At 43.4% G+C, this 19,326-nt stretch carries 16 protein-coding genes and 5 pseudogenes; 19 read left to right on the forward strand and 2 right to left on the reverse strand.

What is annotated here, in order from left to right; genetic code table 11:
* From Xbed_RS16770 to Xbed_RS16800, 8 genes and pseudogenes are all read left to right on the forward strand, one after another.
* Positions 1 to 397 (forward strand): terminase TerL endonuclease subunit (locus Xbed_RS16770; RefSeq protein WP_244182525.1); only part of this gene is annotated, 397 nt, incomplete at its 5' end.
* Between the two features lie 351 nt (positions 398 to 748).
* Positions 749 to 1,372 (forward strand): tail assembly protein, encoded by a 624-nt coding sequence (locus Xbed_RS16775; RefSeq protein ID WP_086114006.1) that lies wholly within the window; start codon positions 749 to 751, stop codon positions 1,370 to 1,372.
* A gap of 671 nt (positions 1,373 to 2,043) precedes the next feature.
* Positions 2,044 to 2,789 (forward strand): annotated as a pseudogene (locus Xbed_RS20740) (tyrosine-type recombinase/integrase).
* Entirely contained in the window at positions 2,743 to 3,258 is a 516-nt protein-coding gene (locus tag Xbed_RS20745) for a tyrosine-type recombinase/integrase (RefSeq protein ID WP_422641371.1), read from the forward strand. The pseudogene Xbed_RS20740 and the gene Xbed_RS20745 overlap by 47 nt, the downstream one beginning before the upstream one ends.
* 103 nt (positions 3,259 to 3,361) lie before the next feature.
* Positions 3,362 to 5,803 carry a DUF5906 domain-containing protein gene (locus Xbed_RS16785; protein WP_244182527.1) on the forward strand — a complete coding sequence of 814 codons (2,442 nt, stop codon included), beginning with the start codon at positions 3,362 to 3,364 and terminating at the stop codon, positions 5,801 to 5,803.
* A 749-nt stretch (positions 5,804 to 6,552) separates the two neighbouring features.
* Positions 6,553 to 7,833, forward strand: a complete 1,281-nt coding sequence (locus tag Xbed_RS16790) for a nucleotidyltransferase domain-containing protein (RefSeq protein ID WP_086114007.1) — start codon at positions 6,553 to 6,555, stop codon at positions 7,831 to 7,833.
* A 6-nt stretch (positions 7,834 to 7,839) separates the two neighbouring features.
* Entirely contained in the window at positions 7,840 to 8,325 is a 486-nt protein-coding gene (locus tag Xbed_RS16795) for a type II CBASS E2 protein (protein WP_086114008.1), read from the forward strand.
* A gap of 83 nt (positions 8,326 to 8,408) precedes the next feature.
* On the forward strand, positions 8,409 to 9,497 hold the full coding sequence (locus Xbed_RS16800; RefSeq protein ID WP_086114009.1) for an SAVED domain-containing protein: 1,089 nt from the start codon (positions 8,409 to 8,411) through the stop codon (positions 9,495 to 9,497).
* 107 nt (positions 9,498 to 9,604) lie between these two features.
* Here Xbed_RS16800 and Xbed_RS16805 read toward each other — a convergent pair whose 3' ends face one another.
* Entirely contained in the window at positions 9,605 to 10,153 is a 549-nt protein-coding gene (locus tag Xbed_RS16805; protein ID WP_086114010.1) for a 3'-5' exonuclease, read from the reverse strand.
* A gap of 1,471 nt (positions 10,154 to 11,624) precedes the next feature.
* Here Xbed_RS16805 and Xbed_RS19525 point away from each other — a divergent pair.
* The 11 genes and pseudogenes from Xbed_RS19525 to Xbed_RS16865 all read left to right on the forward strand — a co-directional run bounded on the left by Xbed_RS19525 (position 11,625) and on the right by Xbed_RS16865 (position 17,491).
* A pseudogene (locus Xbed_RS19525) lies at positions 11,625 to 11,858 on the forward strand (helix-turn-helix domain-containing protein).
* Positions 11,859 to 12,151: 293 nt separating this feature from the next.
* A pseudogene (locus tag Xbed_RS16820) lies at positions 12,152 to 12,987 on the forward strand (tyrosine-type recombinase/integrase); the annotation flags it as partial.
* Between the two features lie 175 nt (positions 12,988 to 13,162).
* Positions 13,163 to 13,762 carry a hypothetical protein gene (locus Xbed_RS16825; protein WP_086114012.1) on the forward strand — a complete coding sequence of 200 codons (600 nt, stop codon included), beginning with the start codon at positions 13,163 to 13,165 and terminating at the stop codon, positions 13,760 to 13,762.
* 369 nt (positions 13,763 to 14,131) lie between these two features.
* Positions 14,132 to 14,530: a hypothetical protein gene (locus Xbed_RS16830; protein WP_086114013.1), complete on the forward strand. Its 399-nt coding sequence runs from the start codon at positions 14,132 to 14,134 to the stop codon at positions 14,528 to 14,530.
* A 292-nt stretch (positions 14,531 to 14,822) separates the two neighbouring features.
* On the forward strand, positions 14,823 to 14,915 hold the full coding sequence (locus tag Xbed_RS20750) for a lysis system spanin subunit (protein WP_422641372.1): 93 nt from the start codon (positions 14,823 to 14,825) through the stop codon (positions 14,913 to 14,915).
* Positions 14,916 to 15,012: 97 nt separating this feature from the next.
* Positions 15,013 to 15,221: pseudogene (locus Xbed_RS16840) on the forward strand (Rha family transcriptional regulator); the annotation flags it as partial.
* Positions 15,222 to 15,613: 392 nt separating this feature from the next.
* A complete protein-coding gene (locus Xbed_RS16850; protein WP_086114014.1) occupies positions 15,614 to 16,237 on the forward strand; it encodes a hypothetical protein in 624 nt (207 codons plus the stop codon).
* Positions 16,238 to 16,345: 108 nt separating this feature from the next.
* On the forward strand, positions 16,346 to 16,441 hold the full coding sequence (locus Xbed_RS20755; protein WP_086114015.1) for an HP1 family phage holin: 96 nt from the start codon (positions 16,346 to 16,348) through the stop codon (positions 16,439 to 16,441).
* A 44-nt stretch (positions 16,442 to 16,485) separates the two neighbouring features.
* Positions 16,486 to 16,822: pseudogene (locus tag Xbed_RS20310) on the forward strand (glycoside hydrolase family protein); the annotation flags it as partial.
* Complete coding sequence (locus tag Xbed_RS20315) at positions 16,817 to 17,194, forward strand: hypothetical protein (RefSeq protein WP_244182529.1); 378 nt, start codon at positions 16,817 to 16,819, stop codon at positions 17,192 to 17,194. The pseudogene Xbed_RS20310 and the gene Xbed_RS20315, both read left to right, overlap by 6 nt.
* Before the next feature lie 84 nt (positions 17,195 to 17,278).
* Entirely contained in the window at positions 17,279 to 17,491 is a 213-nt protein-coding gene (locus tag Xbed_RS16865) for a hypothetical protein (RefSeq protein ID WP_244182526.1), read from the forward strand.
* 83 nt (positions 17,492 to 17,574) lie between these two features.
* On the opposite strand, the gene Xbed_RS16870 is transcribed toward Xbed_RS16865, so the two are convergent.
* On the reverse strand, positions 17,575 to 18,585 hold the full coding sequence (locus Xbed_RS16870; RefSeq protein ID WP_086114016.1) for a hypothetical protein: 1,011 nt from the start codon (positions 18,583 to 18,585) through the stop codon (positions 17,575 to 17,577).
* Positions 18,586 to 19,326: the final 741 nt, after the last annotated feature.

Consider the following 19,326-nt stretch of genomic DNA (forward strand, 5'->3'; position numbering starts at 1 on the left):
AGACAGCCAGCACTTTGATATCAAACTGGTAGGTTTTGACACATGGAACGCCACCCACTTACGCACCCAATTACAGGGCGCAGGGCTGGATGTTGAGCCGTTCCCGCAAACCTACATGCGCTTTAGCCCGGTGGCTAAGTCTGCTGAGGTGTTCGTAAATCGCAAGGTGATTCGTCACAACAGCGATCCGGTGCTCGCATGGGCAATGTCCAATGTGGTGATGGAAACCGACGCCAACGCCAATATCAAACCGAACAAGAAGAAATCCGCGAATAAAATCGATCCTGCTATTGCATTTTTGATGAGTTTTGGCACATGGCAGGCAGAGCATGACGAGTTTGCGTTTAGTCTCAGTGAGGAGCAGCAGCAGCGACTGGATAGCTTTGATGGGATTTAGCTAACGGATTGATTTTACTTATTTCCCGCACAGTAACAGAGATTAAATAAATCAAGTAGTTAACCAACTATAGAGGAAATCCCTATAGTTGCCACGGGTCATTACTCCCGTGTGTGGTGGTACAGATGGTACAGTTATTTTGCGATTTTTTCGTTAGCGTGTGATTTTCGAATAAATTTTCTAAACCTCTATTGTGGTCATCACAACGCAGGTGAGCTTGAGTTTAAGCCGTCCGGTACAAGGTTACTTAATGTAACTCTGTCCGTATGACGTTCGCAGTGATTTAACTTACTGATTTTTATCATGGTTGAAATTCCAACCATCTTTTAACAATATTTGAGAGATAATAATATGGCTTATACAGATCCCCCACTTCGCACAATCCACCTGCACGGCGTCCTTGCTGCCAAATTCGGCGCGACATTTGAATATGCCGCCAGAGATGCCTTACACGCCATTCGAGCCATGAGCAAACTCATTACGGGCTTCGAGGCGTTTATGCTCAATGCGCATAAACAGGGCTTCACCTTTTCAGTCATTGTGGGTGGCAGAAGCTACAACAAGGACGAGCTGGACATGACCAAGGGGACTCGTGATATCCATATTATGCCGGTGATCATCGGCAGCAAAAAAGCCGGGATCTTTCAGACAATCTTAGGTGCGGTAATGGTGGTTGCTGGGGCGCTTATGTGGGCGACGCCATGGGGGGCACCCATGGTGATGTCCGGTATCGGGATGATGCTGGGCGGCGTTTCTCAAATGCTCGCACCCCAACCACCGGGTTTAGGGATGCGTGAATCACCGGAGAATAAACCGTCTTATGCATTCGGGAGTCCGGTCAATACGACCGTTCAGGGCAATCCGGTTCCTATTCTCTATGGTTCGCGCGAGATTGGCGGTGCCATTATCTCAGCGGGTGTTTATACCGAAGACCAGTATCAGACTGAGCAGATTGCGAAGCAGCGTAAAGCGTAAAGCGTAAACAAAGCCTCCAAAGGCATTGTTTGGACAGCACCCCCTTGCAGAACGGTAAAGAACGGTAACGGGGAAAGCTTCTTACTGGCAGGGCTATCAGTTGGCTGCCAGTTCTATCACGCAATAACTATCCTGCTGCACTATTGGGTGGCCGCGCCGCGCTCTGTCCAGAGAATGAGGTTTTGTGTATTTACTAACCAAACCTCTTAAAGAGGGTAGCCTCTTAATTTCTTGTTAACTGACCCTCTTAAAGAGGGGCAGTCCCTCATCTTCCAACTTGAAGTTATTGGGTGGCTGGCACTTAATAGGTTCCGACGAAATTCGTCGTCAGTCATTAGCTCAGAATGTTTGGTGTTTATTGATTATGGGATCAGCTCACTGATTAAAAATATATCAATAGCACAATAAGGCCGGATGGGTTCATTAGCAAAAGTTAAGTTGTATAGAAACTTGTATAGATTTAAAAGTATAATTTATTTATTTCTTTATTATCAAATAATTATGCATTATGTATGGCTCCCTCCTCCTCTTTTTTCAAACAAAATCAACAAATAACAATAAAACCAAGTCTCCTAGCTTCTCCTAACATCTCCTGAAAGCGACATGAAATTGTGCATAGTCTTGTGTATAGTTTTTCCTATACACATCTTCCTATACACATGGGTGAAATGATGAAGCTAACAGACGTGGCAATTAAGAGAGCCAAGCCAGAAGCAAAGTCTTATACGCTATCTGATGGAAATGGGCTTTGGTTATTAATAGAACCGAATGGATCTAAAGGTTGGCGATTCCGTTATCGTTTTGAAGGTAAGCAGAAGATATTATCTTTAGGCACTTATCCTGAAGTACCTTTAGCGGAGGCAAGGAAACGGACAGTGGAATGTCGCTCTATGATTGCTGATGGCGTTAATCCTTCTGAATATAGAAAACAGAAGAAGCGAGAAAGCATCATTATGTCTGAAAATACTTTTGAAAAAATTACTCTTGAGTGGTACGAAAAGCGTAAGGATAAATGGTCAGCAGGGTATCGCGCTGACATGATGAGTGCCTTTGAGAATGATGTTTTCCCTTATATTGGTCATCCCCGATTGCTGAAATAAAACTCCTCGAATTATTAAACCTCCTTTCTATTATGGAAAAGAGAGGCGTCACCGATAAATTAAAGAAAGTCCACCAACGCTGTGGTGAAGTTTGGACATATGCAATTATTACTGGCAGGGCAGAATACAATCCAGCACCAGATTTAGCGAGCGCTTTTATCCCTCATCAACGCGAACACTACGCTCACCTTTCAGTAGATGAATTACCTGAATTTCTGCGCGCTATTGATAAATACATGGGAAGCCAGATAGTCAGGACGGCATTTGCGAATGCTGATATTAACGGGCGTTCGTCCGGGAGAACTTCGCAAAGCTGAATGGTCAGAAATTGATTTAGATAAGGCTGTTTGGACAATTTCAGCCGAAAGAATGAAGATGCGCCGTACTCATGTAGTGCCATTATCAGAGCAAGTTATCGATTTATTGAAGCAGATTCAACCTATCAGCGGCAGTTATCAGTATGTTTTCCCAAGCCGGACAGACTACAGAAAGCATATATCTGATATGGCAATCAATACCATGATCCGCCGTATGGGATATTCAGGACGAGCCACAGGCCACGGGTTCCGCCATACCATGAGTACCATCCTGCACGATCAAGGCTTCAACACTGCATGGGTTGAAAAACAGCTTGCGCATGTCGATAAAAACAGCATCCGAGGCACGTACAACCACGCTCAATATCTGGATGGTCGCCGGGAAATGCTGCAATGGTATGCGGATTATATGGAGATGCTGGAACGAGGCGAAAATGTGCTGATTGGAAAATTTGGCAAAAGGGCATAAAGATATAGCGATCTTTTTAAGAAAAGTAACATAAAAAGCAACGCCCCAGTGTGCTGTCACACATCTGAGGCGTTTAACCAAACCGTTAAATGAGGTAACGATGATGGCTGATATACAGCATACCCAAACTCACCCTAAATTTACATCTTCAGATAAAACAGACGAACAAAAACCACTCGAATTTATCCAAATCGTGAAAAAATTCGCCATGTATCACTGGGAAAGTCTGTTACCTGCGTGTGGTATTGATATTCCGGCAAAGGGTAAACATGGTGTTTGCCCTGTCTGTGGTGGCACTGACCGTTTCCACTTTATTGATGATCACCATTATGGCAATTGGCATTGTCGCCAATGTGACGTTCCGAACTATGGTGATGGGCTGGATTTAGTGGCAAAGACCGAAGGAATACCGATTTTTGAGGCTGCAAAAATTGTTGCAGATGTGCTGGCATTGCCTTTGCCAGAACCCAAACCAGCCAAAACGCTGACTAGGAACGCGAAGCCAATTGCTGCACGTATCGCGGCACTGGTTGCCATTGCTGTTATGGGTGAATCTCAATATCTGGTGAAAAAGGGACTGCAATGCCCCAATCAGCGGTTATTAAAAGATGGTTCTTTGTTGCTGGTCACTCAAATGCTGGATGGCACAATCACGGGCGCACAGACTATCAAGCCGAACGGCGAAAAACGCCTTGTTGCAGGTACACAGAAAAAAGGCAGTTTTATCCCTGTATCTGAGATTACCGGAACGCCGGACACAATCATCATTACCGAGGGTTACGCTACAGCTTTAACTGTCAGCCTATTATGTGAAGGTGTGGTATTGGCAGCGATTGATGAAAGTAACCTATTGATTGTTGCCGAGCAGGTTAGAGAGCAGTATCCAAACTCCAGAATCATAATTGCCGCCGATAACGACTGGCACGAGCCGGAAGAGCGAGACAAAAACGGCAGGCTGAAAAATAATATCGGCAAGGTTGCAGCGGAGAAAACTGCCATAGTGATCAACGGCTGGGTAACTTTTCCACCTACAGAGTGTAAAACCGATTGGGATGATTATCGCCAGCAACACGGTGTGGAAATAGCAAAACAAGCCTTTACTCAAGGGCTTTATCAACCGACATCAACCAAGAAAAAAGCAGCCATTCAGCTTAATAATGATGCCGAGACTTCAAAACTGACATTATGCCAGATGGGAGCCAGCCAACGCGGGGAAGTATTGCTGTCACGTTATAACGGTGATCTGGCACTGGATGGTGCTTCGGAAACCGTTCATCACTATGACAGTATTATCTGGCGTCCGGTCAGTGACCGTGATTTAAGACGGGAAATGGTCGCCGCCTTTATGGAAGAAAAATTACCGTATTCACCGCATGGTATTAGTTCAGCCGTAGATGCCCTGAAATTACAGCTTCCCATGATGCAGCCTCCAGAACGTCACTTAATCGGGTTTAGTAATGGCGTATTTGACCTGAAAGCTTGTCAGTTCCGGCCTCACCGTAAAAATGATTGGCTGCTTCTTGCCAATGACGTTGAATTCAATACCCCTGTTTCGAGGGAAACTCTGCAAGATCACGCACCACAATTTTGGCGCTGGCTCAATCAAGCAACTGCCAACTGTGAAAGCAAAGCATATAGAGTACTAGCGGCGCTGTTTATGGTGCTGGCGAACCGTTATGATTGGCAACTTTTTCTGGAAGTCACCGGAGCAGGAGGCAGTGGCAAAAGCATCTTTGCCGAAATCTGTTCCATGCTGGCAGGGAAGGGTAATACTGTTTCTGCAAGCATGGCCGCACTGGAAAACCCACGGGAACGGGCGTTGATTGTCGGTTATTCGCTGATTATTTTGCCAGACCAAACCCGCTATGTGGGCGATGGTTCCGGCATCAAGGCGATTACTGGCGGTGATGGAGTTGCTATTGATCCGAAGCATAAACAACCTTATTCAACCCGTATCCCTGCGGTGGTTCTGGCAGTAAATAATAATGCCATGAGTTTCAGTGATCGTAGTGGTGGTGTATCTCGACGTCGGGTGATTTTTAACTTTTCCGAAGTTGTACCGGAAAATGAACGCGATCCACTTCTGCGGGATAAAATTGCGGCAGAGTTGCCCGTGATTATCCGACATTTGCTTCACAAATTCGTTGACCCGCAAACTGCAAGGCGTTTACTGGCAGAGCAACAGAAATCTGCGGAGGCGCTGGATATCAAACGCGGTACAGATCCACTGGTCGATTTTTGTGGTTATCTTATTACTTCTCATGAAGCAGACGGTTTGTTAATCGGCAATGCGGAAATTATGCCGTTCAATCCCCGTAAGTACCTCTATCACGCCTACCTTGCTTATATGAAAGGTAATAACCTGAACAAACCTGTTTCCGTGACTCGCTTCGGCATGGATATGTCGGGCGCACTGGCAGAATACAGCCAGCAATACTTACGCAAGAAAAGCAAACAGGGCATTCGTAGCAATCTGAGCCTGAATCTTGATACCGCTATCGAATGGATGCCAAAACTGACAAGGAATAGCCAGCCAGAAGAATAATTTTTTTCTGATTTCAGGCATTTTTCAAAAAAATATAAAAAAGTGTTCACCACTGTTCACTCTATAATTTAAACCAAATATATCAATGTATTATAGGTTGAATAGTTATTTTAAAACTGTTCACAACTATTCATCACTGTTCACCTTTTCTCTGGTTGGCGGTGAACGGTTGGGTGAAGAGTGGTGATGAGTTTAGTTTCAACTCATCACCCTTTAACAACATGAATTTAAATAAAAATACTCAAAGATGAACAGGGTGAACAGTTTTAGCCATAATTCTTTAATAGGGAGGGGGTAGGTAAAAATGTTTTCTCTGGTAGGTGTTTTTTCAGCTCTCCGAGTTATTGAGTTAATGTATTAGCCCGGTAACTCGGAGAAGACGGGCGTAGCGCGTCAGCATGGGGTTGAACTACTACATCGAAATTATTGGAAATTACCTTTAGCCTGATTCTGGAAAAAAGCGAGCTAGTTGTATCAATTTTATTACCAAATAAGGCTCAAGTTGATATTCAAAGATCGAAATTTGCCGCCTCGAGAAAATAATTATTTTTCGTTGACAATACGCTCAGGCCTTACCAGATGTGGTCCAACGCTTTATGCAAAATCCACAGCTCTGAGTAAGTTAAATTTCAAGTCTTGATCTGTTTTTTTTCCTTACTATGATAATCGTCATACAGATGTAAAACACAACATGTACGCGTAGTTGATTAGTTTAAACACACTATATTGAATTCAAGGTAAAAGCCCCCATGCGCAATTCTGGTTCGGTTTTACGAGTTAGTAAAGAAAAAAAGCAATATGTTGGTGATTTTCTGGATTGCATCGTGGATTCTTTGGATCTGACAGAAACACAACATAAGTATATTAAAAGAGCCTACCATGCAGTAGGAAAGTACCTTTCTGAAGGTGATAATCCTATTCTTGAAGGGGCTATAATTTATTCACAAGGCAGCGTCAGACTTAACACTACTGTCAAGCCCAAGGGCAGTGAACAGTATGACGTGGACCTGCTTTGCTATTTGCCAAATGCCAGTAAAGTTACCGGTTGGGCGCAAATACTTGAAGCCGTTCATGAGCGCCTCAGCAGCCATGAAACTTACCGTAAAATGCTCCACCCGCTTCCCAGAGGCTATCGCATCATGTACGCGGGTGATTATCATTTGGATATAACTCCTGGGATTGACTGGAACAATAATCCATCTGAAGAAAATCATCCTCTCCTTGTGCCTGACTCTCGACTCATGGACTGGAAAGAATCCAATCCGGCAGGTTATGCAACATGGTTTGACGATATTACTGAAAAACTTCCCACGTTTTTAATTCTTGAGGCCGGCAGCGAAAGCTTGGCCAAATCTGCATCAGTCAGGCCGTTACCCAATCATAAGCATAAGAAGCTTCTGAACCGCATTGTACAGATCTTCAAACGCCATCGCGACGTCTGGGCTGCTGATAAGAATAAAGAATTCATTAAGTTAAAGCCTATTTCGGCGATCATTACTACGCTTTCTGCCCATGCGTATAATCACATTTGCGATCAGGGAGGGGTTTACGATACTGACTTTGACGTTATCCTTGATGTGCTTGACCTGATGCCTAGATTTATCAATATCATTAACGGACAGTATTACGTTTCTAACCCAAGCATGCCCGCAGAGAATTTTGCAGAAAAATGGAATATCGTGGAAGGCGGTGAGGGCGAGAAACTCAAAAGTAACTTTGTCTTGTGGCATGAAGTTGCTGTAGAAAGCATCAATGAGATCGCGGCTTCCGAAGGCGAAGATGCATTGCTCGATAACCTGAGTAAATATTTTGGTGAAAGGCCAGTTAAAGCCGTACGTGAGGCAATGGTTGAAGTGATCAGCACAGCCCGGAACCAAAATGGCTTGAATGTATTACCATTTACCGGAGCACTGTCAGCAGTAGCAGTAAGTGCAACTGCCGCAGCCCAGCCTGTACCGGCTAATACTTTTTATGGTGGAGATGCTGCATCGCCGGTTGTCGTACAAAAGAACACTTTCTTTGGGGACTGAATTCGGATGAATATATTCAAGCCTCATCGACGTCTTACTCTGGCAGAGCAATATCACGGGCTTCGTGCCCGTTTTCCTGAAGGTCGGTGCTGGATCACAAGCAAAAACAAGAAACTTGTCTGGGAGGGCATACTTAGGCCTGTTCCATTCAGCCGTGGGTATAAAATTCGTCTGGAGTATGCTCCTCCTTCTGCTCCGAATTGCTACGTGGTTTCTCCGGAGTTGAAACAATTATCTGATGGTAAGAGGATCCCTCATACGTATGCTTCCTCATCGTTCTCGAAAATCACAAAGCTATGCCTTTATTTACCAAAAGAAAGGCATCCCGAGAAATATGCCGAATGGCTACCACAGTACCAACTGAGTGAAACAATCCTTCCCTGGGCTTCACTATGGCTGTTTTACTTTGAACAGTGGTTACATTCGGGTGAATGGGAGGGCGGTGGTGCACATCCAAATATCGATGACGGAGGGATCTATTATGAAAATTAATCTCCCGCTGGATTATTGACTCGCGAGACTGCAGAAAATTTTAACCCGCACTCAGACGCAACCACATTACAACAGGATATAACATGAGTGAATACTGGAAGCATCAGCTTTCTAAAATTATCGATTATTTGACCCGTCAAAAGCGCCCTAGCGTCATTATGATGGCAACAGGGGCGACCCTTGCACTTGGCCCGGGAGTATGGAATCTCGCGTTTACCGGGACGTTTCGTGGAAATTCTCTGACTATTGGCACAGCTGAAGGTAATGTAGTTACTGATTACATTGTGCCAATCATTGGCGGTGTACTCATCCTCGCAGGGCTGGCTTTTTTAGCTATCGGTGAATTTCAGACTATCAAGCAAAACTCTCGCAAACGCATCATACTTATTACAGGTAATGGCTTGAGGACCACAACAGGTACAGGTCTAGAGAAAATTGTCCGAACAGTTCTGAAAGGAATAATTCAGCCACAAGAGATAGATATTACCCAACGTATACGTGATGGAGTCGTTATTGAACCTGGAATTACTTTCCAGCGGCAAATATTGTCCACAAAAGACAACATTACGCAGACTTTGTCTAAAGGTGACCCGGATCTGACACAGGTCGCTTATGGTGGTTTTCTCCCCGTACCATTTACCTTCTTCCTAGGAAACGTTCTGGATGATAAAGGGGATGTCACCGTATTCGACTGGGACCGGCAAGATGAAGAATGGAAACACATTTCTACGAACAATGTAGATGATGGAGAAAGCTTTGTTCACGAGACCATCGGTGAATCAAGTTCAGACGAGATAGTGCTGGTTGTGTCTTATTCATACAGAGTGGATATTGAGCAAGTTGCCAGAAGCTTTCTCTGTCTGGGCATTGAGCATCTGTATCTGGAAACTAACACATTCAATAATCACTGGTCTCTGGCAAAGCAACGCCGTCTCTCAATGCAGTTTGCAGAAAAAGTTAAAACCCTTTCCGATAAGGGTATCCGTACTGTGCATCTGATCATGTCGGCGCAAAGTAGTGTTGTCCTGAATTTTGGTCGACGTTATGACAATAGGAACATGGCCGATATCATCGTGTACCAGTACGAACAGTCAAACGATAATCCTTATCCATGGGGTGTATATGGATTATCACATCGGCATGAGAACAGTGGATTTGTAATGCGTCCATAACTGGAGAGTTAAGACTCCACGCTTAAGTTTATACTACTAATTCAAGATGAGCATGTGGCGCAAACAGCGCCATATTCATCATGAGTAGGATGATATGTTTCAGGGGATCAATTTCCTTTCTGCTTTTCAAGCATCAACGCGAACAATTCAGCCTGAAACCTCGCATCATCCAGAGCATTGTGGCTAGGCTGACTTATGGGGTGAAGCCTCTCGACCATATGTGAAGATTTGGTTTCAGCCCAGGAACACCCAGTTAACCCCATATAATATGCCTTGATATCAATTGCAGTAAATCCAAACGGGTTGTACCCAAGGTATTTATGGAAATAATAATTGATAAACGACCAGTCAAAAGGAGCATTAAGTCCAACGAAAATTACTTTCATATCTGATTGTTTTGCCGAGTTGAGCCATTCGGAAAATTTCTCCATTGCTTTGATGGGAGAGAGTCCATGCTGTTCCAAATATTCCAAGCTCAAACCAGTCACATCCAGTGCTTCAGCGTCGTAGCGAAGGCTATCAGGTTGTAATTCAATATAAATAGATTTTGTCGGATCCTGTACAAGACAAGCGCCAATGGACAGGAGGCTAAATACTCCCGGGATAGAGCCTGAAGTTTCTATATCAACAGAGATATAAATATCATTATTTTTCATATGATTAAAATCAAATTTTCGGATGATACTGTAGTATTACAGAAGATTATCTCACAACTCTACAGATATGTAACATTTGTTGTGCTCCAAAGCAGTATTTCATACAAACATAGTGATCTATTATGGTTCAGCTAGTACTACAGTCGTGAGCCACATTATATCATGATGGTTATTGGTATATCACCCTGTTGCTATTTGCTCACGCGGTACTGGCCGTTTTGCGAATACAGAAGAAGAAAAACGCCGGAGGGACGGGGGCACTGAGTGTATCGGAACTGCGTAAGTTTTACCGTCAACCCATAACATAATCTGTTGAACCTTCTCACCACAGCCGCTAATATTCCATTTACACTAATGATCCATCGCCTGTCAGGATCGCCTTCGGGTGGCGAAACAAAACTCTCGTAGCCTGAAAGAGAGAGCAAACATTGCGGTACATCTGCCCCCCTTTGGAAGCAGATATTGTCAAGACACCTAAACCCTCGTCTGGCAATGAAGGTCTCTTAAACTAATAGATAACCCAAAAGGATATCTTTCTCTTGTTACCGAAGTGTATTGAACGTGGATTCATACACTGGCATTTCAAATCGACATAAATTCTATTTATCTTCAATGAACAACAGGATAGCTTTTGCGCATCCGTTCATACTTTTACCTATCCCTGTTTGAATTATTCAACAGACAATTTTCTACAGCTAATCCATTAACACGACTACCGTTTGGCATTTAACCTTGCGACGTTTTGCTGTGCCTGCGGGCATTTCAACTCTTGCACGGTCTTTACTGATTGTTCGGAAACTCAAGGCGTCACTTTTTGCGAATTTATCGCTGAAAGTGACGCCGCAGTCAAAGGGCAACACACCCCTGATAGGCTCTGGCCTGATTAACCATGCAGTGAATCTGACACTGCTTTTTATAGATTGAAAAAGGAGAGATTGACGATATCGAGGCTGGCTTTATGTCGGTGGGGATGACCTGCAAACGCAGGCGGTAGTACTGAGTACTCAACCGATGCCCCGCAATACCTCAACTTGCGTTCACTCTGGCGCACAGATATCGATCAAGGGCAAGGCAGACACTTTTTGTTTTGTCCGAACTGTCGCGCGCCAGAGATCGCATGTTGCCAGATATAAGTAAGAAAATAGATGAACTGGTTGATTGGAGAATTAAGCATATTCAGATCACTATCTGGTATGTTGAGCGTGTTTATAGTTGTTAAACTTAGCCGTTCGGTTATTAAGTCCGATAATACAATCAGTTAAAGTATTCCCGCCATTGGCACAATCCAATGGTCAAGGCGTCGCGGCCTTGTGTTCACAGACACTGGTAAGAAGTTTTACCAGTGTGCCTGCATTCGCCCTTTCAATGGTGATTCAGGCGGGGGAGGCTATGCCTCGCTGGTGTGAACCCAGTCCGCGAACCCTGTCTGAATCGCCACCATCAATATTAGTTAATGGAAGGGGTAGCAGGAATGAATAACAATGTTAAAAATGATTGGCATCATGCCGATATTATTGCCGCATTACGTAAACTCGGTACAACTTTAGCGGCTGTTTCTCGTGAGTCAGGACTTAGTTAATCTACACTAGCAAACGCATTCAGTCGTCCCTGGCCTAAAGGCGAATGGATCATTGCTGATTATCTTGGCATCCATCCCTCAGAAATCTGGCCAAGTCGTTATTTCGATTTTCATACTGGCGAATAATCTACCAAACTTGATGTAGTAAAATAATGTGGGGGTACAACTGGGGGTATGTGACTTTTTTAATAAAATTAATTCATTAAATATTAATATGTTAACATGCCAGTATTGCGTTCTCCTCCGCTCCTAAAGTTTACTTTCCCCAATAAAATCAACGAAAAATCCCAAATAACACTCTGTCAACGTCTACTGGCATCTATTGCAATGTACCCCAGTCAAGGGGTATATATAGGGGTAACTTTCTGTACCCCTAAAAAATACCCCCATTACTGTGAAGAGGCAAGGATGCTGGAAATATGAAACTAACAGCCCGACAAGTTGAAACAGTAAAACCCCAAGATAAAGATTTTAAGCTGTCGGATGGCGGTGGCTTGTATCTGTTGGTAAAGACAACCGGTTCTAAATACTGGCGACTGAAATACCGCATTGCAGGAAAAGAAAAATTACTCGCTATTGGTACTTTTCCGCTTATTGCGTTGGCAGAGGCCAGAAGAAAACGTGATGAAGCTAAGAAACTGATAGCCGAAGGTATTGATCCCAACCAAGATAAAAAACAAAAGAAACTGGCGGCTCAGGGAGAAATCAGTAACACCTTTGAAAGTATCGCGCGTGAATGGTACGAGGGAAGAAAAGACAGATGGTCTGTTGGTTATCGTGAAGATATGATGGATGCATTCGAAAAAGATGTTTTCCTCTATATTGGTCATCCCCGATTGCTGAAATAAACCCCCTCGAATTATTAGACCTCCTTTCTATTATGGAAAAGAGAGGCGTCACCGATAAATTAAAGAAAGTCCACCAACGCTGTGGTGAAGTTTGGACATATGCAATTATTACTGGCAGGGCAGAATACAATCCAGCACCAGATTTAGCGAGCGCTTTTATCCCTCATCAACGCGAACACTACGCTCACCTTTCAGTAGATGAATTACCTGAATTTCTGCGCGCTATTGATAAATACATGGGAAGTCAGATAGTCAGGACGGCTTTGCGAATGCTGATATTAACCGGCGTTCGTCCGGGAGAACTTCGCAAAGTTGAATGGTCAGAAATTGATTTAGATAAGGCTGTTTGGACAATTTCAGCCGAAAGAATGAAGATGCGTAGATCACATTACGTTCCTTGGTCTGATTAAGTCATGACTAATACAACTTATCGAATTAACAAGACCTCGCCCAGTTCGGGGCTTTTTGTTTTCCGAGGTTAATGATAACGAAGGAAAATATCACCTTTTTAAACTGGATTTTTCTTGCCTTTGGGTGTATCACGGTAAAGATGAGTGATTTTAAAGGCAGAGGGGGGGAATTATGGAACGATTTGACATTGATGATAATTCCGGTACTGAAATTGAAAATACTCCTGTTGGGGTTAGGCTTTTCTATCACCAGCAAGGGATGTTTCATTATTTTGTGAGTGACAGCCATCGTAATAGGCAACCTCTAGGGTACAACCTGAATCCAAGCAATCCATTGGCGGGGATAGATGCACAAAATCTGTCAAGAGTACAGAGTGCAAGAAATCATCGCAGGCTGAATATCCTTGGGCAGGGTGGGAGTGAACAAGTTCAGGGGGTGGAGCAGGGTTTTTTAGTTGGCAATATTGGGCTAGGAATTAATGGGGCTATCGACATAGATGGGCTTAATTCCTGCATACAGGAATTGATAGCCCAAAACAGCCCCATTCATAGTATACGACTTGTAGGTAATTATTCTCTCCCTAGAGGTGAGAGATTTGTACAGCGTTTGGCAGACTTAACAAGAGTGAGAGTATACGCGTCAAGAGGTAATATTACACTTAATGTTCGCACGTTACCGCCCGTTAACCATGAGACACTCGGCTCGCGATATTTATTTCGTCATGAAGGGATATTGACTGACGATAGGTTTTTTTTCCGAGATCCCACATAAAAAATCGTAGATAAATCCCGCTACCTTTCTATCCGTTGTCAACTGAGAGTTGACAACGGATCGGGGTTAGAGAATACCCATGAAAGACGAATTCGACGGTTTTACTCAACTACCTAAGATTTTCAGGTAGTTCAAATTAAATCTGCATATTCTGTTCCAGCGTGAACAGCCAAACGGAAAGTAATTAATTTTAATCCGTGAGCATAATAACAAAAAATGTCACTTTTACATCTGGAATTCTTTTGGGTGATTGGAGCATAGTAATTATATGGCATAACACACCTGAGAGAGGTCAAAATGGCAGGTTATCCATATAGGTCGCGTGGGCAGGTGGTATCTTACAAGGAGCATTCGTCTAGTGGCACACACATGAACTTCAATGGAATAGTTTATTTTAGTAACAAAGATCCTTCAATTAATGGAATGCTTGAAACTGTTACAATCGTAAATCTGCTATTGGCAAATAACAGCCCACGGCTTCCGTTTTGGATGCCTGACATGTGTGCAATTTTACATGTTGCTCCAGGAGACTTTATTGAGAGAGTTGTAAGATTAATAGGAGATTTTCCCTTCATATCTGCGATTCGTTTGGGAATAAGCTATTCAGGTATAAGATTGCAACCACAAACCTTAGCAGATAGAATCCATCTTAATGTCCAAGCTCCGTTAGGTCCTGTAAAAATACAACAAATTGGCAATAACAGGATTTGCCTTGTAGAGGACATGCAAAGTGAATTTCGATGGTTCTATCCACAAAATCCGCAGTAATGGTAATTATTGTTATTCAACTACTGAAGAATTTGCATAGTTCAAAATCCCGTAATAGTCCGGGATGTTTAGATTAATATTCTGCAATTCTCCGGTAATTCCGGTTAGTGAAACCTATAAGTTATGGTTACAAGTTCAAGGCTGCCAGTGGGTGGCCTTTTTTATTATCTACGCAATGAGGAAAATAACTATGTACACATTCACCCTGAGCAGCTAAGTATCCAGTGCCTAAAAAAACCTGCTCCTCTCCTGCATGGATGATGCAACCCCCGCCCGACCTACAGACTCCGCTATCCGAAATTATTGGCTACTCAGAGAACGCATTGCCACCTCAGAGCAAATAATACTGGGGTTGAAGGAGTACATTAAAACACAATGCAAGTAATAAATTGAGTGAATTATGTCTACTGTCATGAAATACTTTGAATATTTACACCTTCCAACTCATTGACAGGAAGTCAGCCAGCCTATTTTACGTTTTACGTGTTCATCATGATATCGACAAGAAAGAGCCTATCCGCGATTACCTGACACCAGAGCAGATACGGTGTATCACTGAGTTGCAGAGGGCTAATACTGTTTTCATCTCTATGGGGTGGGACTATGGGCAACGCAAGGGCGCATTGGCAGGAATTTCGACAAGAATCATAAGCAGCCGCTGATTGAAGAGTTATACAGGCTGGCTGCTTGATAGTGCCATAAAGAAATAATGACACCATTCATTGTTCAATGTGGACCATAGAATTGCTCCTTGATAATCAGGAGCTGGAAATGCTCAGGCGCAATTGTGCACTCCGAAGACCGGGCAGGAAGCCTTACGAGGTTAACGAGTATCTGTCCATATTAATTAGAATGGATGACCGGTCATTAAAAATACAGATAGCTCAGCTAAAGGAATAATGCTGTGGAAAATGTAGTGAATCTTTACCTGTGACAGCATGCTGTTTTTCGGGTGAAGCGGCATGCTGGAATACACTGGAATGAATTGAAATTAACGTTATAAGGTGTTATTTCTGAAGCATCGGGGCATTTACAGATTGTATCTGTTGCGTATTAAAAGCAGGGTTAAGTGCAGGAGGGGGTATGGGACAATATCGGCACACAATTTCCAATATTATTGCAATGACTGATGATGTGTTGATGCAGAAAACGACAGAATTGAATTTTCATGAGGGGAAGCGATTTCATTATTTTTTAGACGAACCGAAACATAAATCTGGCGCCAGGCTCAATATTGTGGGGCACACATCTCCAGTGAATCGTCCACTATTATTTTGTGGAGCATGTGAATATGCTCCTGGAATGAATTTGGGTGATTTTTGCAGAACAGTTAACGAGTTATTAACTAACCTAAAAAGCGAAAGACACAATGTTCAATGTGTCAGAATAATAGCTTGCTACTCTGGGGCAAATGGGCTTGCTCAAGCATTAGCTAATTATATCAATATGTCAGTTAAAGGCTCGTTAGGAGGAGCAAGAATGTATCCGGCGATGGAATTTCGTCCAACTTCCTATATAAACCGTTATTTTATTGATAAGACAGATAGAGATGGACACCATTTTCCAGAGGAAAGGGATAGACAACAGCGACATGATCCTGCCTATGGATTGTATAGATGGTATTATCCTCAACCCCAGCAACCCCAGAGTTCAGATTCAGACGGAGATTTTGACGAATTTGTTAATCTACGAGTCCCAAGAAAATAGCGATCGGCAATCTATTAACTCACCTAATGGTCACTCCGTCAGTGGAGTGGATTATGCGTATGGACAAATATACAAGCCCCACTGCCTACGGATGGGCGCTTCACTGCCATGCTCGGCGCTCTGTCATTGAACGACTGGGCAATTGCTATCGGTATCCTGTCCACAATAGGGACATTTGCCGTTAACTGGTATTACAAACACTAGGAATTCAACAGACGTGAAAAAGACGGGTAAATTAAGTGCTGCGGTTATCGGCATATCGGGACGCGGGCGGTATCTGGACTATCTGCCGTGGTGTTACCCGGATAGAGGGTGCTCCCGTTCGTCAGGGGCTGAGACTGACGGCACAACAGTGTGATGATCTGAACCAGATTGAGGCTCAACGGGCGATTGACTGGGTAAAACGTAATGTCAAAGTTCCGCTGGCTCAACCTCAGATAGCAGGCATTGCCAGTTTCTGCCCGTACAACATTGGCCCCGTACAACATTGGCCCCGGAAAATGTTTTTCTTCTTCCACGTTCTGCCGGAAACTCAACGCAGGGGACACAAAAGGCGCGTGTGCCGAAATCAAACGTTGGATGAAAGGGAAAAAACTTATTCAACTATCAACAGACCACACTCAACATCAAGAGCTTATTAATGAAGGCGTGTTCACAAGGAAAGAATTAGACGGAATGGGGGGTAAAAACACACTAACGTCTGCTCTTTCAGAAGTGGCTCAGCTTACTTATCAGGAGCTGCATTTATCACTCTCTGATCTTGTTGATGATGAAGGTGTATTAGATATCTACATTATGTCTGATGGTGCGCATCACTTTTGGGAAAAACGACCAAGATTTTCAGATAACACTTTGCGTAATCCAGTTAGATTTGCTTCCAGCCTACAAAAGCGGATTGAAAAAGCCATACCAATTGACGATTACTCATTGGTCGCTGCCAGTTTTAAATTACAGTGAGTGATACTGCGCACCATAACCTCTGAGCAAGTAATAACACCTGACGTTCTGGAGTTTATCCCCGCTTCGTATAACGACGAAGAAATGACACAGGTTGTTGAAGACGAGCATTCACTCAGTGTAACCCGTGATGGTGTGAGTGTTGATGATTGTATTGCAATTGTCTGCTCACCAATCCCAAGCCCTACATTTCCGGTCATTCCAGAACTGGGCGGATGTGGATATCAATTCCTCTATAAAGGGGATCAGCTATATGTCACCAACGAAAGCGGTGCGACAGTAGAAGCTGTTAAATAAGCCACCACGTCCTAACATATATGTTAGGACACAGTGTCAAAACCCCTAAGATTCAGTGGCTGTGTTTTGGGTGGTAAAAGTGTTTATTTGCGTCCATGAGATCCATGACCACGAGTAGACAAGTCAAGGGGTTCATCTTGAACGGGGGGCGTACGGTTGCGAGTGGAAAGATCCGAAGTGGGCGCAGTCCTGCGATAAGGATGAAATGCGCTACCAGCAGCGGTACTAGTTTGAGACTGTTGAAGAGTAGATGTAGTTTGTTGATTTTGTTGTTCTGTTTCCCATCGCTGCAATATCCGCTTCCGTGGATTTGGAGCAAGAGACTGTGAAGTAGAGGGTGGGCGTCTCATAACACTTCCAGTCGGAGAGTGTACAGGTTGTTGATATGGTAAATTTAGACCAGATGTACCCGGTTGATCTCCTATTGATACATTCGATTGTTGAAGCCGTGAATTGAATCCAGAAGGGCCGGGTTGATTTCTAGATGCAGATTGTTCAGCCAGTTGTTGAAGGTGTTGACTGTGGCTCACTAGCATTGCTTGTTGCATTTGTTGCTCATTAAAGCCACTGGGTTGCATTGGGTTGTGAACGGGAGGTGTCTGAGCTGGTTGAGACAGCATTAGTTCTTGTCTTAAGAATTTCACTGCATTATTTCTATACTGTTGTTCTGGAAGAGCTTTATTGACACTCCAATGTCTCCGCAAGTCTCCTTGAACCTGTGACTCCGCCAAAATTTTCAGCCCCGGTTTATCTTTATCGTCTCGTTTATACGTATTCTTATTAATATCAGGTAGTATGCATCGCGCATATGAATCAATGGTTACAGGTATTGTGTTTTGGTCATCCTGCCTTAGTATGAATTCAAGGTTCTTCCGATTAGGGTCAGAATCATTCTTACTTTTGCGTTCAAAGCCTAAGGCATATAAGTACGATAGATAATCACCATACATATCCGCTAATGTATGGTAGTCATCCACTCTGATAATCAGGTTGGTTATTCCTGATGGTTCAACGTATTGCTGCAATGCATACGTTCCATCTTGATTTTTGCAATTGATTAACAAAAGAAATTTTTTAACTAGCGTGGGATTCATAACCACCTCCTAAAAAAACAACCTATTTAACCTATTTGCAACAATACATAAACCCCTTCGCAACCAATAACAAGCGAATAATTCTGAACAATTAGTACCCCACTGAAACTAAAATCAATATTTCTTTACCCATTCCCTTGAGTGGCTAAAGGAATATCAATAACCCATGCTGCTGCTCCGTTCCTGCCGCGTACCCAACGCACACGGATTGGCGGCATTTTTATTTTTGCATTTCACCGCGTCTCGCTCGGCGCATAAAACACCAAAGAACCTTTCAGGATAAGCCTTGAGGAATGCCAGTAGTGGTCTGGTTAACCCCCTTTGGGCTGGCTATTCCTGAGCGCAAGGTTTATCACTAAAAGGAATTGACCATGAAATGAGTCGCAACCAAGCAAGCAAATTTTCCTGTAACAGAAGCGGAAGGGTTAACATTCTCCTGCAAGAAGTATCAAAAGTTGCAACATAAGGATTTTCTTAAGAAGGTGCCAAAAGTGTTGGGTGAAGAGCAATCAGCAAAATTTTCCGCCGATTACATAGATGATAAAGGTAGAACCCAGCTTTGCTACCGATTCCCCAAACAAGCAAGCTGAGCAACTGGTCAAAGATGCTGAGATTCATTAGGGTTATATAAATTGAGGTAGCGCTGGATTAACACAATAAGTGCAATGTGCGCCCCGTATAGGCTTCGATGGGGGTTAGCCCATTTAAAACCTTTCTTGGTGTCATATTTAATCTTAATTC

Origin of the sequence: Xenorhabdus beddingii (assembly GCF_002127545.1) — a bacterium.
In the GTDB taxonomy this organism is placed as follows: Bacteria; Pseudomonadota; Gammaproteobacteria; order Enterobacterales; family Enterobacteriaceae; genus Xenorhabdus; species Xenorhabdus beddingii.

What these genes read in the sequence shown, in the direction of transcription:
- Xbed_RS16775 (WP_086114006.1), top strand. Translation starts at nt 749, where the DNA reads ATGGCTTATACAGATCCCCCACTTCGCACAATCCACCTGCACGGCGTC.
- Xbed_RS20745 (WP_422641371.1), top strand. Translation starts at nt 2,743, where the DNA reads ATGCTGATATTAACGGGCGTTCGTCCGGGAGAACTTCGCAAAGCTGAA.
- Xbed_RS16785 (WP_244182527.1), top strand. Translation starts at nt 3,362, where the DNA reads ATGGCTGATATACAGCATACCCAAACTCACCCTAAATTTACATCTTCA.
- Xbed_RS16790 (WP_086114007.1), top strand. Translation starts at nt 6,553, where the DNA reads ATGCGCAATTCTGGTTCGGTTTTACGAGTTAGTAAAGAAAAAAAGCAA.
- Xbed_RS16795 (WP_086114008.1), top strand. Translation starts at nt 7,840, where the DNA reads ATGAATATATTCAAGCCTCATCGACGTCTTACTCTGGCAGAGCAATAT.
- Xbed_RS16800 (WP_086114009.1), top strand. Translation starts at nt 8,409, where the DNA reads ATGAGTGAATACTGGAAGCATCAGCTTTCTAAAATTATCGATTATTTG.
- Xbed_RS16805 (WP_086114010.1), bottom strand. Translation starts at nt 10,153, where the DNA reads ATGAAAAATAATGATATTTATATCTCTGTTGATATAGAAACTTCAGGC.
- Xbed_RS16825 (WP_086114012.1), top strand. Translation starts at nt 13,163, where the DNA reads ATGGAACGATTTGACATTGATGATAATTCCGGTACTGAAATTGAAAAT.
- Xbed_RS16830 (WP_086114013.1), top strand. Translation starts at nt 14,132, where the DNA reads ATGAACTTCAATGGAATAGTTTATTTTAGTAACAAAGATCCTTCAATT.
- Xbed_RS16850 (WP_086114014.1), top strand. Translation starts at nt 15,614, where the DNA reads ATGGGACAATATCGGCACACAATTTCCAATATTATTGCAATGACTGAT.
- Xbed_RS20755 (WP_086114015.1), top strand. Translation starts at nt 16,346, where the DNA reads ATGCTCGGCGCTCTGTCATTGAACGACTGGGCAATTGCTATCGGTATC.
- Xbed_RS20315 (WP_244182529.1), top strand. Translation starts at nt 16,817, where the DNA reads ATGAAAGGGAAAAAACTTATTCAACTATCAACAGACCACACTCAACAT.
- Xbed_RS16865 (WP_244182526.1), top strand. Translation starts at nt 17,279, where the DNA reads ATGACACAGGTTGTTGAAGACGAGCATTCACTCAGTGTAACCCGTGAT.
- Xbed_RS16870 (WP_086114016.1), bottom strand. Translation starts at nt 18,585, where the DNA reads ATGAATCCCACGCTAGTTAAAAAATTTCTTTTGTTAATCAATTGCAAA.